This is a genomic window from Brevundimonas sp. KM4 (genome assembly GCF_000964075.1).
Lineage (GTDB): Bacteria > Pseudomonadota > Alphaproteobacteria > Caulobacterales > Caulobacteraceae > Brevundimonas > Brevundimonas huaxiensis.
The window spans coordinates 67,644-83,088 of sequence record NZ_JZRG01000003.1 but is presented as its reverse complement, the minus strand read 5'-3'; the positions used below and the strand labels follow the sequence as shown (position 1 = coordinate 83,088).

Here is a 15,445-nt window from a genome sequence, read left to right as displayed (position 1 = left end):
TCGGCTTGTCGCGACGCTTGCGGGCGATCATAAGCCCACAATGACCGAGACCCTGGTTCCTCAAGTCGAGACGGCGCCCCAAAAGCGTCTGTTCATCAAGACCTACGGCTGTCAGATGAACGTCTATGACAGCGAGCGCATGGCCGATGTGCTGCGCCCGCTGGGTTATGGCGTCACCGACGACGTGAAGGCCGCCGACTTCGTCATCCTGAACACCTGCCACATCCGCGAAAAGGCGGCCGAGAAGATCTATTCCGAGCTCGGCAAGCTGCGCGAGATGCGCGACATCCGGCGCGAAACCGGCGGGGACCTGACCATCGCCGTCGCCGGCTGCGTCGCCCAGGCCGAGGGCGAGGAGATCATGCGGCGTCAGCCGGCCGTCGACATCGTCGTCGGTCCCCAGGCCTATCACCAGCTGCCCGAGCTTCTGACCCGCACGGCGCGGGCGCGAGGCGAGCGGATCGGCGCCGACTTCGCTCCCGACGACAAGTTCGACGCCCTGCCCGCGGCCCGCTTCACCGAGGGGCCGACCGCCTTCCTGACGGTGCAGGAGGGGTGCGACAAGTTCTGCACCTTCTGCGTCGTGCCCTATACGCGCGGCGCCGAATGGTCGCGGCCGATGGCGGCGGTGCTGGAAGAGGCGCGGCAACTGGCGGATCGGGGCGTGCGCGAGGTCACCCTGCTGGGCCAGAACGTCAACGCCTATGACGGCGAGCGGCCGGACGGGCGAAAGGCGACCCTGGCCGAACTGGCCTATGCCCTGGCCGAGATCCCCGGCCTGGACCGCATCCGCTATACGACCAGCCATCCCAACGACATGGCCGATGAGTTGATCGCCGCGCATGGCGATCTGGACGCCTTGATGCCCTATCTGCACCTTCCGGTTCAGGCGGGGTCGGATCGGATCCTGCGGGCGATGAACCGCAAGCACGGGCGTCAGAAATATTTCGACCTGATCGACCGCATCCGAGCCGCGCGGCCCGATATCGCCATCGCCGGCGACTTCATCGTCGGCTTTCCCGGTGAGACGGATCGGGAGTTTGAGGACACGCTGGATCTGGTGCGGCGCGTGAACTACGCCGGAGCCTTCGCCTTCGCCTATTCGCCGCGACCGGGCACGCCGGCGGCGGGCATGGGCAAACAGGTCGAGCCGGAAATCGTCAAGGACCGACTGCATCGCCTGATCGCCCTGCTGACGGAACAGCAGACCGCCTTCAACGCGGCGCAGGCGGGCCGGACGCTGAACGTGCTGTTCGACAAGCCGGGACGGCACGGCCACCGTCGCCAAGCGCTCGGTCGATCCCCATATCTTCAATCGGTCCACGTCGATGACGCGGATCATCTGATCGGGCAGATCGTTCCGGTCGAGATCATCGCCGGCCAGCAGAACAGTCTATCGGGCCGGCTCACAGCAGACGGGCTGAAACAGCCGGGTCCCGCAGGCCCGGCGACAGCCCAAAAAGAAAAGGCCGCTTGATGGCGCGTGAGTCTGAATTCGTCCCCTTGAACGATGCCGAACTGCGGGCGGTCATCGGGCCGAACAGTCGCCACGTCGCCCTGATCGAGGACGCCTTCAAGGTGCTGGTCGAGGCCCCGGGCGGCGGGGTCTCCGTCAACGGCGGCGCCCGCGACCGCACGGACGCCCGCCAGGTGATCGAGGATCTGGCCAAGCGCGCGGCCCTGGGCGCCGAAGTCACCGAGGCCGACGTGCGCGCCTCTCTGGGTCAGGCGCGCGGCGGTCGCGGCACGCCCGGTATGGCGGCGGCGGGCGTATCGCTGCCGGGCGGAAAGCGCGGCGCCATCGTGCCCAAGACCAAGGCGCAGGCCGCCTATCTGGACATGCTGGGCCGGTGTGAACTGAGCTTCGGCGTCGGCCCGGCGGGCACGGGCAAGACCTTTCTGGCGGCGGCCTATGGCGCATCGCTGCTGCGGCGGGGGCAGGTTGACCGGCTGGTCATCACCCGCCCGGCGGTCGAGGCGGGCGAGAAGCTGGGCTTCCTGCCCGGCGATCTGAACGAAAAGGTCGATCCCTATCTGGCGCCGATCTGGGAGGCGCTGAACGACATTCTGGGCGCCGAGGACGTCCAGCGTCGCCGCGACAAGGGCGAGATTGAAGCCGCCCCGATCGCCTTCATGCGCGGCCGCACGCTCAGCCACGCCTTCGTCATCGTCGATGAGGCCCAGAACACCAGCCGCCTGCAGATGAAGATGGTGCTGACCCGTCTGGGCGAAGGCGCGCGGATGGTGGTGACGGGCGATCCGTCGCAGATCGACCTGCTGAACCCGCGCGACTCCGGCCTGGCCCACGCCCTGCGGATCTTGGACGGGGTCCAGGGCGTCGGCATCCTGAAGTTCGAGGCGTCCGACGTGGTGCGTCACGCCATGGTCGAGCGGATCGTGCGCGCCTATGACGCCGACGCCGCGCGCGGACGCCCCGCCCCGGACCTCGAAGACCCCGCATGATCGAGATTGAAGTCGAGGCCGAGGCCTGGACCGGCGCCCTGCCGGACGCGGAGGCCGTCGTCGAACGCGCGGCGCAGGCCGCGCTGGGCACGGCGGAGGGCGACATCGTCGTCCTGCTGACCGACGACGCCGCCGTGCGCGACTTGAACGGCCGGTTTCGCGACAAGGACAAGCCGACCAATGTCCTGTCCTTCCCGGCGCCGGAGAACGCCTTTCCGCATCTGGGCGACATCGTTCTGGCCTACGGCGTCTGCGCGACCGAGGCCGAGGCGCAGGGCAAGACCTTGGCCGATCATCTGAGCCATCTGGTCGTCCACGGCGTGCTGCACCTCTTGGGTCGCGACCACGAAGACGACGCCGAGGCCGAGGAGATGGAGGCCGAGGAGCGCGAAATCCTGGCCCAGATCGGCGTCGCCGACCCCTATATCGCCGAGCAGGACTGATCCGATGTTCCCCGACGCCCTGCTGGACCGTTTCGCGGCCCCGATCCGCGCCCTGCCCGACAGGAAGCGCGCCCTGACGTGGCGGCTGATCCGTATTGGTCTGGCGCTGCTGGCCGGCGCCGGGACGGCCTTCGCCCATCCGCCGTTCGGGATGCTGATCGGGCTTCTGGGTTATCCGCTGCTGATGATCCTGTCGGAGCGGTCCGACACGGCGCGCGGCGCCTTCTGGATGGGTTGGCTGGCAGGGTTCGCCTATTTCTTCGTCGGCTGCTGGTGGGTGGCCGAGGCGTTTTTCGTCAATCCCGAACAGGCGTGGATGGCGCCGTTTGCGGCCAGCCTGCTGCCGGCGGGCCTTGGGCTTTTCTGGGGAACGGCCTGCGCCCTCTATCGTCGGTTCGCACCGCTGGGGGCCGTGCGGGTGCTGTTGTTCGCCGCCCTGTTCTGCGCGGCAGAATGGTTGCGGGGTCATGTGCTGACGGGCTTTCCGTGGAACCCGGCCGGCGCGACCTGGCGCGCGGGCGGCGGCATGTCCCAGTTCGCCTCGGTCGTCGGCGTCTATGGGCTGAGCCTGGTCACGGTCGCGGCCACCTCGGCCTTCGCGCCCCTCATCGGGCCGGGCGACAAGCGCAGCCGTCTGATCTCGGCGGGCCTGGGCGCCCTGGCCCTGATCGCCGTCGGCGGCTTCGGCGCCGTCAGGCTGGCGCAGTCGGATCTTCAGTTCACCGACACGGTCGTGCGCCTGGTTCAGGCCGATGTGAAGCAGGAGACCAAATGGTCGCCCGAGGCCTATCGCTCCATCGTCGATCGCTATGTCGCCCTGACGGGTCAAAGCGCGACGCGAACGCCCAATGTCGTGGTCTGGCCTGAAGGCGCCCTGCCCGCCTCGGCCAACGACGTCTTCGCCTCGGCCGACGCCCAGGCCATCGCGGGCGCCCTGCGTCCCGGACAGACCTTGCTGATGGGCCTGGCGCGCGGCGAGCCGGACCTGACCGCGCCCGAGGGCGCGCGCTATTACAACAGCCTGTTCGCCCTGGCTGACGAAGGCGGGGCGGGCCTGAGGGTCGCCGCCGTCTATGACAAGCACCGGCTGGTGCCGTTTGGCGAGTACCTGCCCTTGGGGTCGATCATGACCTCCATCGGCCTGCGCAGCCTGGTGCATATGCCCAGCGACTTTTCCGCCGGACCGACGCCGGCCCCGATCTCGGTTCCGGGCGCTCCGCCGGCGCAGGTGCTGATCTGCTATGAGAGCCTTTATCCCGGCTTCACGCCCGGCGCGGCCGGCCGGCCAGACTGGATCGTCAATGCGTCGAACGACGCCTGGTTCGGCGCGACCTCGGGCCCGCGCCAGCATCTGAATCTGGCCAGCTATCGCGCGATCGAGACCGGCCTGCCCATCGCGCGAGCCACCCCGACGGGCATTTCGGCCATGATCGACCCGTGGGGCCGGATCGTGGAGGGTCAGCGGCTGGAGCCCGGCGTCATGGGCGTCATCGACGCCCCACTGCCCCGTCCGACGGGCGTGACGCCCTATGGCCGATTTGGCGATTTCCTGTTCTTTTTCTCAATGCTAACAGCGTTCATCCTGTCCTTGTGGCCGTCGATCCGGCGATCTAGGGTCCAGGGAAGTCGAGTAGCGATCTAGGTGAAGGGTGACGGCGATGGCGCGTGAAAAGGACGAGGATCCGCATCCCGTCGATCGCCATGTCGGCCGTCGCGTTCAGGAAAAGCGTCTCGACCTTGGCCTGACGCAGACCGCCCTGGCCAAGGCCGTCGGCGTCAGCTTCCAGCAGGTGCAGAAGTACGAGAAGGGCACGAACCGCGTCTCGGCCTCGAAACTGTTTGAGATGGCCGAGTTCATGAAGGTCGGCATCCCCTTCTTCTTCGACGGTTACACCAGCGCGACGGTCGGGGTCGCCGAGGAGGCGCCCGCCTTCGACCACGAGCATCGACCCACCAAGACCAGCGTCGAGATCACCCGCCTGGCCCCGCGCCTGCCGGCGCGCAAGCAGAAGCTGATCCTGGACATGATGCGGGATATGCTGGGCGACGACGGCACCCAGGACTAGGTCTAGCCGACCGCTACGATCTCGGCCGACTGACCGGCCACCGTCACCTCGTCGCCGACCCGTTTGCCCATGACGGCGCGGGCGAGGGGCGAGACATGGCTGACCGAGCCTGCGGCCGGATCGGCCTCGTCCTCGCCGACGATGCGCCAGGTCTGGGCGCGTCCGTCCTCGCGCTCGATGGAGACCGAGCCCCCGAACCGCACGGCCCCATCGGCTTCAGCAGGCTCGACCAATTGGGCCGAGGCGCGCCGGGCGGACCAGTAGCGCAGGTCCCGCGTCGCGCGCGCCATGGCGGTGCGGTCGCTCTCGATCGAGCCTTGCACCTGAGCGGCGGTGTAGGCGGCGCGGGCCGAGGCCAGTTCGGCCTCGATCGCGGCCAGACCCTCGGGCGTGACCAGATTGGGATGGGGCGAGATCGGGCGGTCCGCCAAGTCGGCGGCAGTGGCTTCCAGATCTTCTTCGCGGGTGAAGGCAACGCTCATGGTCGGGAACATAGCGATGACGGCGCCTATAGCCAGCGCGACAGCAACCGGGCAAAGCGGGCCGATGATGAAATCGCCCCGTCAGGTTCATGTGATCGGCGCCGGTCCTGCGGGGCTGATGGCGGCCGAGCGGCTGGCGCAGGCGGGGGCGACGGTCGTGGTGCACGACCGGATGCCGTCCGTGGCCCGCAAGCTGCTGATGGCCGGGCGCGGCGGGTTGAACCTGACCCATTCGGAACCGCTGGACCGGTTCATGACCCGCTATGGTCCCGCCCAGCCGACGGCCGCCGCCTGGATCGACCGGTTCACGCCTTCCGACCTGACCGCCTGGGTCGAAGGCCTGGGGCAGGAGACCTTCGTCGGCTCCAGCGGGCGTGTGTTTCCGAAGGCCATGAAGGCCTCGCCCCTGGTGCGGGCCTGGTTGGCGCGGCTGGAGGCGCAGGGCGTCGAGATCCGCACGCGCTCGCGCTGGACCGGTTGGCGCGACGGCGCGCTGACATTCGAGACGCCGGACGGCGAGCGGCTCGAACGACCCGACGCCGTGGTCCTGGCGCTGGGCGGCGCCAGCTGGCCGCGTCTGGGTTCAGACGGGGCCTGGGCGCCGTGGCTGCAAGCGCAGGGCGCCGCCGTGTCGCCGTTCCGACCGGCCAATGTGGGCTTCGATGTGGCCTGGTCGGCGCTGTTCCGTGATCGGTTCGCGGGCCAGCCGCTAAAAGGCGTCGCTGCCACCCATGGCGAGCGGACGGCGCGGGGCGAGGCGATGATCGCCTGCTACGGCATCGAGGGCGGGGTCATCTATGCGCTGTCCGCGGCGCTGAGGACGACGGTCGAAATGGCGGGGCGCGCCGAGATCCAGATCGATCTAAAGCCCGATGTAGCGATCGGAAAACTGACCGACCGTCTGTCCAAGCCGCGCGGCAAGGCCAGCCTGTCCAACCATCTGCGCAAGGTGGCCGGGTTGGAGTCGGCCGCCGTCGCCCTGCTGTATGAAGCCGGCCCCCTGCCCGCCTCGCCTCGGGCCTTGGCCGAACGGATCAAGGCCATGCCGCTGACCCTGACTGGCGTTCAGGGACTGGAGCGGGCGATTTCCTCGGCGGGCGGCGTCAAACTGGACGGCGTGGACGAACGGCTGATGCTGGTCGCGCGGCCGGGCGTTTTCGTCGCCGGCGAGATGCTGGATTGGGAGGCGCCGACCGGCGGCTATCTGCTTCAGGCCAGCTTCGCCTCCGCCGTCGTCGCGGCCGAGGGCGTCATCGACTGGCTCGACAGCCGGGACTGAGAAAGGCAGGGTCGCGCGGTTCGATCAGGAGTATCCGATGCGCCACGCCCTCCCCGCTGTTTCCATCCTGGCCCTGATGATGGCCTGCTCGCCGGCCCTGGCGCAGGAGACGACGCCGAACATCGACGCCGCGCGGATGAATGAGTCGGTTCGGGTTCTGGCGTCGGACGATTTCGAAGGCCGCGCGCCCGCCTCGGCCGGTGAGGAAAAGACCGTCGCCTGGTTGGTCGAACAGTTCAAGGCGGCGGGGGCCGAGGGCGGCGGGCCGGACGGCGCCTTTGTTCAGGTCGCCCATCTGTCGCGCACCCGCCAGGACGGTCCGGCCACCGTCGCCGCGACCGTCGGCGGCAAGACCATCAGCCTGGAGCGCGGTCCCGACGTTCTGGTGTCCAGCGACCGGCCCACCGACCACATCACAGTGACCGACGCGCCCGTGGTCTTCGTCGGCTACGGCGCGACGGCGCCCGAGCGCCAGTGGGACGATTTCAAGGACGTGGACGTGCGCGGCAAGGTCATCGTCGTCCTGGTCAACGATCCCGACTTCCAGGCGCCCGACGGCGATCCGGTCGCGGGCAAGTTCGACGGAAACGCCATGACCTTCTATGGCCGCTGGACCTACAAGTTCCAGGAGGCGGGTCGTCGCGGCGCGGCGGGCGTGCTGGTGGTGCATGAAACGGCCGGCGCGGGCTATCCCTGGTCCACGCTGCAGAACTCATCGGCCGCGCCCAAGTTCGACATCGTGCGCGCCAACCCCGACGCCGAACGCGCGGCGTTCCAGGGCTGGATCCAGCGCGCCAAGGCGGAAGAACTGTTCACCGCCGCCGGCCTGGATTTCGCCGCCCTGAAGGACAGCGCGCGCAGCGCCGATTTCAAGCCGGTCGTCCTGCCCGGCTTGACCCTGAGCGTCGATTTCGGCCAGATCGCCGACAAGGTGGAGACCAAGAACGTCATCGCCCGCATTCCCGGTTCGGAACGCCCGGACGAGACCGTCATGTACGGCGCCCACTGGGACGGCTACGGCGTCGGCACGCCGAACGCCCAGGGCGACAAGATCTATAATGCGGCGGTGGATAATGCGACCGGCGTCGCGGCCCTGCTGGAACTGGCCAACGCCTTCGCCGAGGGTCCGCGCCCCAAACGATCGGTCGTCTTCGCCGCCTGGTCGGGCGAGGAGGCGGGCCTCTTGGGCTCGACCTATTATGCCGCCAACCCGGTCTGGCCGCTGGAGACCACGGTCGTCAACATCAACGTCGACAGCCTGCTGCCGGGGACCGAGATCGACCCCAACGTCGTCGTCATCGGCAAGGGCAAGAACCAGCTGGACGACATTCTGGCGCGCCATGCGACCGAGACGGGCCGCACCCTGATCGCCGATCCGGCGCCCCAGGCCGGGGCCTTCTATCGCTCGGACCACTTCCCCCTGGCGTTGAAGGGCGTGCCGGCCCTGTTCCCGGCGGCGGGCTTCACCGGCGCCAGCGCGGCCAGCCGCGACTACGTCCAGAACCGCTATCATCAGCCCACGGACGAATGGGATTCGACCTGGACCATGGATGCCGCCGCCGCCGATGTGGCCCTGATCTACGCCGTCGGTCGCGAGCTGGCGGACGGGGACCAATGGCCGGAATGGAACGCCGGCGCCGAGTTCGGCCCTGCGCGGGACGCCTCGAAGGCGTCGCGGCGCTAGAGTTCCAGCTGAAGCTCGGGCGCGGCGGCGGTGGTCGCGGCGCCCAGCGGCAGATGCAGGATGAAGGCGGCGCCCTTGCCCGGCTCGCTTTCGACCTCGGCCCAGCCGCCGTGCAGTTCGACCAGGGCCTTGACCAGGGCCAGACCCACGCCGGGACCGCCCCGCTCGCGCCGCACGAAGCGGTCGAAGACGTGGGCCTGCAGGTGATAGGGAATCCCGCGCCCGGTGTCGGACACCGTCAGGCGGATTTCAGACGGGCCGGCCTCGGCCTTCAGCTCGACCGCCCCGCCTTCGGACACGGCGCGCGCCGCATTCTCCAGCAGATGATCCAGCGCCTGGCCGATGCGGTGTTCATCGGCGCGGATGGGTTTGAGATCGGCGGGACAGGACACGGTCAGGGTGGCGCCGCGCCCCTCGACCCGCGCCCGGACCTTTTCGGCGGCCTGGCTCAATAGGTCGCAGACCCTGAGGTCGCCCAGCGACAGCTCCATCTCGCCGGCGTCGATCTGGGCCATGTCCAGCACGTCGTCGATGGAGCGGGCCAGTTGGCTGGCGGCGATGCGGATGGCGCCCGCGTGCTGGCGGCTGCGTTCGGGCAGGTCGCCCATCGTCTCCAGCAGTTCGGAATAGCCGACGATGGTCGTCAGCGGCGTGCGTAGTTCATAGGAGACACTGCCCACGAACTCGCGCTTCAGCGCCTGGCTTTCGGCCAGGGCCTGTTCGCGCTGCACCAGCGCCTGCTCCAGCCCGCGACGCGCGGTCACGTCCGAGAAGGCGACCAGGGTCGCGCCGTCCGGCAGGGGGCGGGTCTGCCAGGCGGCGACGCGACCGTCCACGGTCCGGCCCTCGCCGGAGATGGCGACACGGCTTTCGGGATCGGGATCGGCGACGCGCGCCTTCAGCCCCAGCCACAGGGCGGGATCGGGCAGCACGGCCTTGCACAGTTCAGCCAGGGCGTCGAAATCCGAGGCCGTCGCGATCTTGTCCGCCGACAGGTTCCAGAAGGTCTCGAACGCCTCATTGTGCAGCCGCAGTCGGCCGTCGGAGCCGAACACCGCGACCGCGTCGTTCAGCTTGTCCAGCGTCGCGCGCTGGACCTGGATCTGGGCGTTGAAGCGGCTGCGCAGCTTCAACTCGTCGGTGATGTCCGAGAAGATCAGCAGAATGCCGCCCAGCGGGTGCGGCTGGCGCACGACGCGCAGGGTGCGCCCGTCCGGCAGGGACCAGCTGTCGTCCGGCGAAGCCTCCGACGCGCCGTAGAACTCAAGCTCGCGCGCCTTCCAGCCGGCGTAGTCGACGACCTCGGGCAGGCTGCGACGCTGGCGCAGACGGTCCAGCAGCTCGGCATGGGTCGGACGTTCGTCCAGCCAAGCCGCGTCGATGTCGAACAGGGTCTGGAAGGCGGTGTTATGGAAGGCCAGCCGCTTTTGCGGGCCGAAGATGGCGACGGCGTCGGCCAGGTGGTTCAGCGTCTCGTCATGGGCGTCGACGTGGCGGCGCAGGGTGTCGCGCGTCTCTTCCGCCTCGGTCACCTCGATGGCGAAGGCGGTGACGGCGCCGCCGCCCGCCGGCTCGGCGATGATGCGCCAGGCGCGCCGCGCGCCCCCGCCGGTCGTCCAGCGGAAGCCCTCCTGGCGCACGCCCAGCCGCGCGGCCTCGGCGACCAGGGCGTCGGCGCCGCGGTCGAAGGACACGCCCTTTTCGACGGCGTCGTCGATGCTCTCGGCATTGGTCTCGTTCAGCCAGGCGCGGTTGGCCCAGGCCAGCTTGCCGGTGCCGTCAACGACCCAGGTCGGGGTGGGCGAGGCGTCGCCCAACAGGGCTAGGCCGCTTTCCGTCGCGTCCGCCCCGGTCAGGGTGAAGCGCGAGGCGGGCGACAGCCGCAGCCAGGCCGAACCGCCTGCGACCCGCCCCTCGATCCGCCAGGGCTCCACATCGTCCAGCGCGACCAGACCTTCGAACGCCTGACCTTCGTGAACCAAGGCGTCGATAAGGGCGCCGTGGGTGATCCGGAGCTTGTTCAGGACCGCGGCCCCGGCCTCGGCGTCCTCACCCGCCAGCCGCGCGATCAGTTCGGCCGAACCGATCGGCAGACCGGCCGCCTGCCCAACCGGCGTCAGGGCCAGGCTGACGTCGTCGAAGGCGCGCAGCATGGCGTCATGGCGGCTGAGGTCGGCCAGGGCCTCGACCCGCTCGCGCTCGGCGGCGACGGCGGTCTCATGCAACCGCCCACGCAGCAGCAAGGCCCAGGCGCTGACGGCCATGGCCAATCCGGCTGCGCCCGCTGTGGCGACATAGGCGATGTCGGCCTCGGCCATTCGTGTCCCTGGAGAAGAGTCTCAGCCCCGATTCGCTAACCATACTCCAAGCGCGCGAAAAAGCGGCAGTCTCGTAATCGCGTCATCGCGCCCCGTTGCGGCAGAGCGTCGGGGCTGTGATATCGCGGACATGACCGACCCGATCGCTCCCTCCCTCGATGACTTCGCCCGCCTGGCGCAAGAGGCGTTCGACGCCCTGCCCGGACCGTTCAAAGACGCGGCGGGTGAGGTGGTCATCCGCATCGACGATTTCGCCGACGAGGCGACGCTTGCCGAGATGGAGATCGAGGATCCGTTCGAGCTGACGGGCCTGTATCACGGCGTGGACATCGGCCGGCGCGACAGCCTGGGCCCGGCGGCCGAGCCATCGCGGGTCTTCCTCTATCGCCGCCCCATCCTGGACGAATGGTGCGAGCGCGGCGACGTGGGGATCGGCGAACTGATCGCCCACGTCCTGATCCACGAGATCGGCCATCACCTGGGCCTGACCGACGATGACATCCACGCCATCGAGGACGAGGCGGACTGACGCTTTATTTGGTCGCCGGATAGGGCGTCGTCACCGCGCCGGAGATCATGCCGGGGATGGCCTCGCCCAGGCCCAGAAGGATGAACTGGATCGCCAGGGCGCACAGGATCAGGCCCAGCACCTTGACGATGATCGCCATGCCGACCTCGCCCAGCAGGCGGCTGAGCGAGCCTGTCAGGGCGAAACAGACGAAGGAGACGGCGCAGGCCGCCGCGATCGCCACCAGCGAGCCCATGGTCCCGGCATAGCCCAGCTTGGCCGCCTCGCCCGCCTGGATGATCACGGCCGAAATGGCGCCGGGGCCGATCATCAGCGGAATGGCGAAGGGGACGACCAGGCGCTGGAACCGCCTGCGGGCATAGCCGCGCACGTCCTTGGAATCCGCCAGCGCATCCTTGTCGGCGAACATGGCCAGGAAGTCGCCGCGCGCCATGTCCAGCCCCAGGAACAGCAGCAGTATGCCGCCCGCGATGCGGAACGCCGCCAGCGAAATGCCGAAGAACTGCAACAGGCCCAGGCCCGTGAACAGGAAGAAGGCCAGGAAGACGGCGGCGAAGGCGCAGATCAGGGCCGAGACCGAAATCCGCTGACGCAGGGTCGCCCCCGCCGTCGCGGCGGCGAAGATCGGCAGATTGCCGATCGGGTCCAGCAAGGCGAACAGGGTCACGAACAGGTTGACACCCAAATCGACTGCGTTCATCGCCTGCCCTCGCCCTCAATCCATCACGCCGCCCTGCCGACGCGCCCTCGTGTCCGGCATAGCCGCTCAGCGCGAGTCCGTCGATGACCGATCCCCAAACCGCCTCCGATCGTGCGCCCGACGAGCGGATCATCTGCGCCCTGGACGTGCCGACGACGGCCGAGGCGGCCGTCCTGGCCGAGCGGATCGGCGATGCGATCGGCTTCTACAAGGTCGGACTGCAACTGTTCGCGGTCGACGGCATGACGCTGGCGCGGGAATTGAAGGCGCAGGGTCGGAAGATCTTTCTGGACTGGAAGCTGCACGACATCGGCGCGACCGTGGAGAAGGCGACGGCCAATCTGGCGGGCGCCGACTGCGACCTGCTGACGGTCCATGCGCGGCCCCAGGTCATGGCGGCGGCGGCGCGCGGCGCGGCGGGCTCGAAGATGAAGGTTCTCGGGGTTACGGTCCTGACCAGCCTGACAGCCGACGATTTGGCCGCCGACGACCACAGCCTGTCGCCGGCCGATCTGGTCGAGCGGCGCGTGCGTCAGGCGCTGGAGGCCGGGATCGACGGCGTCGTCTCCAGCCCGCATGAGGCGGCGCGGGCCCGGGCTCTGGCGATCGAGGCGGGGCGGCCCGACTTCCTGATCGTCACGCCCGGCGTACGCCCGGTCGGCGCGGCGCTGGACGATCAGGCGCGGGCGGCGACGCCACAGGCGGCCCTTCAGGCCGGCGCGACCCATCTGGTCATCGGTCGGCCGATCACGGCGGCGGCCGATCCGCGCGCGGCGGCGCAAGAAATCGCACAGCAGATCGCCCTGATCTGAGACAGACCAGGGCGACCGTTCGTCTTCGGTTGTTTTCGAGAGTGGCGATCAGCCGCGCTCGCCCGGCTCCTGGGCATAGCCGTGACGCGGCGGGGCGTGGGGCGCGGGCGCCTCGGGCGGCGGCAGGTCGCCGTAGTAGCCCGACGGCGGCGGGGGCGGAGGAGGCGGCGGCGGGGCCGTGTTCACCTCCGGCGGCGCGACATAGACCTGGGCCGGGGCCACATTAACCGGCGCGGACTGCACATAGACCGGCGACTGATCGACATAGACCGGGCCGCCGACCTCGACCTGGGCAGGGGCGACATTGACCTGGGCCGGGGCGACCTGGATGTGTTGCGGGCCGATGTTGACGGGCGCCGATTGCACATAGACCGGGGCCTGATCGACATAGACGGGCGGGCCGACATCGACCTGGGCCGGAGCCAAATTCACCTGCGACGGAGCCACCTGAACGCGTTGCGGCCCGATGTTCACCGGCGGCGCCTGCACATAGATGGGCGGCTGTTCGATATAGGTAGGCGGTCCCATCTCGATCTGGGGCGGGGCCAGGCTGACCTGAGAAGGCGCGACATAGATGCGCTGCGGCGCGATCTGGACGGGCGGCGCCTGGACATAGACCGGCGGCTGATCGACGTAGCCTTGCTCGTAACGCTGCTCATAGCGGTGTTCGTAGCGAACCGGCGGGCGAGCGGGCGGACGGCAGTTGCAGTCGATCGGACGGCCCGGATACGGACGCCAGCCGATATAGTCACGGCCGAAGCCATAGACCGGATAGCCGACCGGAGCACTGACCGGCGGGCGACCGACCAGGACCGAGGTCGCGCTGACGCCGCCGACATAGCCGCCGCCGTAATAGCCGTCCGAATAGCCGCCGCTTCCGACATAGGTCGTGCCGCCGCCGACGTAGCCGCGCTGGAAGCTGGACGAACTGGAATAGGACCGGGCGCTGCTCGCCGAATAGCTGGCGGCGCTCGCATAGGCGTTGGCGTTGGCATTGGCGTAGGCGCCGCCGTTCACGTTCACATTGACGTTGTGGTTGGCGTTGTAGTTGCCGCCGCCATAGTGACCGCCGCCGCATCCCCCGCCGCAGCCGCCGCCGGGATGGCCGCCGCCATAACCCCCGTGACCGGGACCACCGGCCAGAGCGGGCGCTGCGGAGAGCAGCAGAGCCGCCGACGCGGCGGTAAGTATCGACTGTATCGTCACGGGACAGACTCCTCTGAGTTGTCCCGTGACTGGCAAGTCCGGCGCCTGTTTCTTAAGGCGTGGTTAACCTTTGCGCCCGTTGCAGCGGGCTTGGCGGATTAGAAATCAACCGCCAGACCCTTCTTTTCCCAGTCGCCGAAACGGGTCGGTTCGGGACCGGTCGGACCGCCGTATTCCGTGTCCGCCTGAACCGTCGTTTCCGCCGCGCGACGATCCGCCGCTTCCTGAAGCGCGCGGCGCGCGGCCTCGCTGAGCGGCCGTTCCGGCGTGGCGTGGGGCACGTCGGCGTTGAAGACAGGCGCCGCAACCGCCGTTTCGTCGGCGTCATTCGGCGCGAGGGTGGGATGTTCGGTCACAGGGCGGCTCCCTTGAGGCTTGATGCGCCTTCTCTCAAATAGAGGTTCAAGCCCGGGACGCCAGCCGGATCGGGAATGGAACCGCGATGAACCATCTGAAGACCTTCATTCTGTTGGCGGCGATGACGGCCCTGTTCGCCGGGGTCGGCTATCTGGTCGGCGGCGCGACCGGCATGGCGATCGCCGTGCTGTTCGCGGGCGGGATGAATCTGTTCAGCTACTGGAACGCCGACAAGATCGTGCTGAAGATGTACCGGGCCCAGCCGGTCGACGAGCAGCACCCCAATGCCGTGGTCAGGAACTATGTCGCCGACGTGCGTCAGATGGCCCGCGACGCGGGCCTGCCCCAGCCGCAGGTCGCCATCATTCCCAATGATCAGCCCAACGCCTTCGCCACCGGCCGAAACCCCGAGAACGCCGCCGTCTGCGCCACCACCGGCCTGCTGGACATGCTGACGCGCGAGGAGGTGCGCGGGGTGATGGCGCACGAGCTGGCCCATGTGAAGAACCGCGACACCCTGATCATGACGGTGACGGCGACCATCGCCGGCGCCATCGCCGCGCTCGCCAACTTCGCGCTGTTCTTCGGCGGCAATGACCGCGAGCGGCCGGGCGGCATCATCGGCACCATCGCCCTGATGCTGCTGGCGCCGATGGCCGCCGGCCTGGTGCAGATGGCCATCAGCCGCGGCCGCGAATATGAGGCCGACCGCGTCGGCGCCGAGATCGCCGGCGATCCCCAGGCCTTGGCTTCGGCCCTGCAGAAGATCGACGCCTACGCCAGGCGGATCACCAATCAGACGGCCGAGCGCAATCCGGCCTCCGGCCAGATGTTCATCATCAATCCGCTGGCGGGACGCGGCGCGGACAATCTGTTCTCGACCCATCCAGCGACGGGGAACCGCGTCCGGGCCCTGATGGAGCTGGGCGCGAAGATGGGCATGCAGTCCCGCGCCCGAACGCCGGACCTCACCCAGCCGCGACCGGCCGCCAGTTTCACCACCACGGGCGTCCCGACCACCCCGAACGAGCCGCGCGGTCCCTGGGGCTGATCGTCGCGGTCTGGACGCCGTTTGCGGTTTGCACTCCGCGACCGGATCACATCAG

At 69.0% G+C, this 15,445-nt stretch carries 15 protein-coding genes; 10 read left to right on the top strand and 5 right to left on the bottom strand.

From position 1 onward, the window contains the following. Positions 1-40: 40 nt before the first annotated feature. From miaB to VH88_RS00540, 5 genes are read left to right on the top strand one after another with little or no spacing between them, the layout of a single operon-like run. A complete protein-coding gene (miaB, locus tag VH88_RS00560; RefSeq protein WP_045809515.1) occupies positions 41-1,477 on the top strand; it encodes a tRNA (N6-isopentenyl adenosine(37)-C2)-methylthiotransferase MiaB in 1,437 nt (478 codons plus the stop codon). Next, positions 1,477-2,463, top strand: a complete 987-nt coding sequence (locus tag VH88_RS00555; RefSeq protein ID WP_045809514.1) for a PhoH family protein — start codon at positions 1,477-1,479, stop codon at positions 2,461-2,463. Before miaB ends, VH88_RS00555 begins: the two co-directional genes overlap by 1 nt. Continuing rightward, positions 2,460-2,906 (top strand): rRNA maturation RNase YbeY, encoded by a 447-nt coding sequence (ybeY, locus tag VH88_RS00550; protein WP_045809513.1) that lies wholly within the window; start codon positions 2,460-2,462, stop codon positions 2,904-2,906. Before VH88_RS00555 ends, ybeY begins: the two co-directional genes overlap by 4 nt. A gap of 4 nt (positions 2,907-2,910) precedes the next feature. Then, positions 2,911-4,548 (top strand): apolipoprotein N-acyltransferase, encoded by a 1,638-nt coding sequence (gene lnt / locus VH88_RS00545; RefSeq protein WP_052689432.1) that lies wholly within the window; start codon positions 2,911-2,913, stop codon positions 4,546-4,548. Positions 4,549-4,564: 16 nt separating this feature from the next. Continuing rightward, positions 4,565-4,972 (top strand): helix-turn-helix transcriptional regulator, encoded by a 408-nt coding sequence (locus VH88_RS00540; RefSeq protein ID WP_045809512.1) that lies wholly within the window; start codon positions 4,565-4,567, stop codon positions 4,970-4,972. Between the two features lie 2 nt (positions 4,973-4,974). Here VH88_RS00540 and greA read toward each other — a convergent pair whose 3' ends face one another. Continuing rightward, positions 4,975-5,454, bottom strand: a complete 480-nt coding sequence (greA, locus tag VH88_RS00535) for a transcription elongation factor GreA (protein ID WP_045809585.1) — start codon at positions 5,452-5,454, stop codon at positions 4,975-4,977. 64 nt (positions 5,455-5,518) lie between these two features. On the opposite strand from greA, the gene VH88_RS00530 reads away from it, so the two are divergent. After that, a complete protein-coding gene (locus VH88_RS00530) occupies positions 5,519-6,733 on the top strand; it encodes a TIGR03862 family flavoprotein (protein ID WP_197070949.1) in 1,215 nt (404 codons plus the stop codon). Between the two features lie 37 nt (positions 6,734-6,770). Continuing rightward, positions 6,771-8,417: a M28 family metallopeptidase gene (locus VH88_RS00525; RefSeq protein ID WP_045809511.1), complete on the top strand. Its 1,647-nt coding sequence runs from the start codon at positions 6,771-6,773 to the stop codon at positions 8,415-8,417. On the opposite strand, the gene VH88_RS00520 is transcribed toward VH88_RS00525, so the two are convergent. Continuing rightward, entirely contained in the window at positions 8,414-10,735 is a 2,322-nt protein-coding gene (locus VH88_RS00520; protein WP_045809510.1) for a PAS domain-containing sensor histidine kinase, read from the bottom strand. The two genes, VH88_RS00525 and VH88_RS00520, sit on opposite strands and share 4 nt — an antisense overlap. Positions 10,736-10,865: 130 nt before the next feature. On the opposite strand from VH88_RS00520, the gene VH88_RS00515 reads away from it, so the two are divergent. Beyond that, positions 10,866-11,264 (top strand): metallopeptidase family protein, encoded by a 399-nt coding sequence (locus VH88_RS00515; protein ID WP_045809509.1) that lies wholly within the window; start codon positions 10,866-10,868, stop codon positions 11,262-11,264. Positions 11,265-11,268: 4 nt separating this feature from the next. On the opposite strand, the gene VH88_RS00510 is transcribed toward VH88_RS00515, so the two are convergent. Then, positions 11,269-11,964, bottom strand: coding sequence for a MarC family protein (locus tag VH88_RS00510; protein ID WP_017505485.1), 696 nt, complete (start codon positions 11,962-11,964; stop codon positions 11,269-11,271). Between the two features lie 83 nt (positions 11,965-12,047). Between VH88_RS00510 and pyrF the strand changes: the two genes are divergently transcribed. Further along, entirely contained in the window at positions 12,048-12,776 is a 729-nt protein-coding gene (pyrF, locus tag VH88_RS00505; RefSeq protein WP_045809508.1) for an orotidine-5'-phosphate decarboxylase, read from the top strand. A 48-nt stretch (positions 12,777-12,824) separates the two neighbouring features. Here the strand turns inward: pyrF and VH88_RS16180 are convergent, their stop codons facing one another. After that, complete coding sequence (locus VH88_RS16180) at positions 12,825-13,982, bottom strand: hypothetical protein (protein WP_045809507.1); 1,158 nt, start codon at positions 13,980-13,982, stop codon at positions 12,825-12,827. A gap of 98 nt (positions 13,983-14,080) precedes the next feature. Next, positions 14,081-14,338, bottom strand: coding sequence for a DUF1674 domain-containing protein (locus tag VH88_RS00495; RefSeq protein WP_045809506.1), 258 nt, complete (start codon positions 14,336-14,338; stop codon positions 14,081-14,083). A gap of 86 nt (positions 14,339-14,424) precedes the next feature. On the opposite strand from VH88_RS00495, the gene htpX reads away from it, so the two are divergent. Beyond that, the gene (gene htpX, locus VH88_RS00490; protein WP_045809505.1) at positions 14,425-15,390 is read left to right on the top strand and encodes a zinc metalloprotease HtpX; all 966 of its coding nucleotides are present in this window, start codon (positions 14,425-14,427) and stop codon (positions 15,388-15,390) included. Positions 15,391-15,445 lie beyond the last annotated feature (55 nt).

Coding starts and splice junctions, on each gene's coding strand:
- miaB (WP_045809515.1), top strand. CDS start 41: ATGACCGAGACCCTGGTTCCTCAAGTCGAGACGGCGCCCCAAAAGCGT.
- VH88_RS00555 (WP_045809514.1), top strand. CDS start 1,477: ATGGCGCGTGAGTCTGAATTCGTCCCCTTGAACGATGCCGAACTGCGG.
- ybeY (WP_045809513.1), top strand. CDS start 2,460: ATGATCGAGATTGAAGTCGAGGCCGAGGCCTGGACCGGCGCCCTGCCG.
- lnt (WP_052689432.1), top strand. CDS start 2,911: ATGTTCCCCGACGCCCTGCTGGACCGTTTCGCGGCCCCGATCCGCGCC.
- VH88_RS00540 (WP_045809512.1), top strand. CDS start 4,565: ATGGCGCGTGAAAAGGACGAGGATCCGCATCCCGTCGATCGCCATGTC.
- greA (WP_045809585.1), bottom strand. CDS start 5,454: ATGAGCGTTGCCTTCACCCGCGAAGAAGATCTGGAAGCCACTGCCGCC.
- VH88_RS00530 (WP_197070949.1), top strand. CDS start 5,519: ATGATGAAATCGCCCCGTCAGGTTCATGTGATCGGCGCCGGTCCTGCG.
- VH88_RS00525 (WP_045809511.1), top strand. CDS start 6,771: ATGCGCCACGCCCTCCCCGCTGTTTCCATCCTGGCCCTGATGATGGCC.
- VH88_RS00520 (WP_045809510.1), bottom strand. CDS start 10,735: ATGGCCGAGGCCGACATCGCCTATGTCGCCACAGCGGGCGCAGCCGGA.
- VH88_RS00515 (WP_045809509.1), top strand. CDS start 10,866: ATGACCGACCCGATCGCTCCCTCCCTCGATGACTTCGCCCGCCTGGCG.
- VH88_RS00510 (WP_017505485.1), bottom strand. CDS start 11,964: ATGAACGCAGTCGATTTGGGTGTCAACCTGTTCGTGACCCTGTTCGCC.
- pyrF (WP_045809508.1), top strand. CDS start 12,048: ATGACCGATCCCCAAACCGCCTCCGATCGTGCGCCCGACGAGCGGATC.
- htpX (WP_045809505.1), top strand. CDS start 14,425: ATGAACCATCTGAAGACCTTCATTCTGTTGGCGGCGATGACGGCCCTG.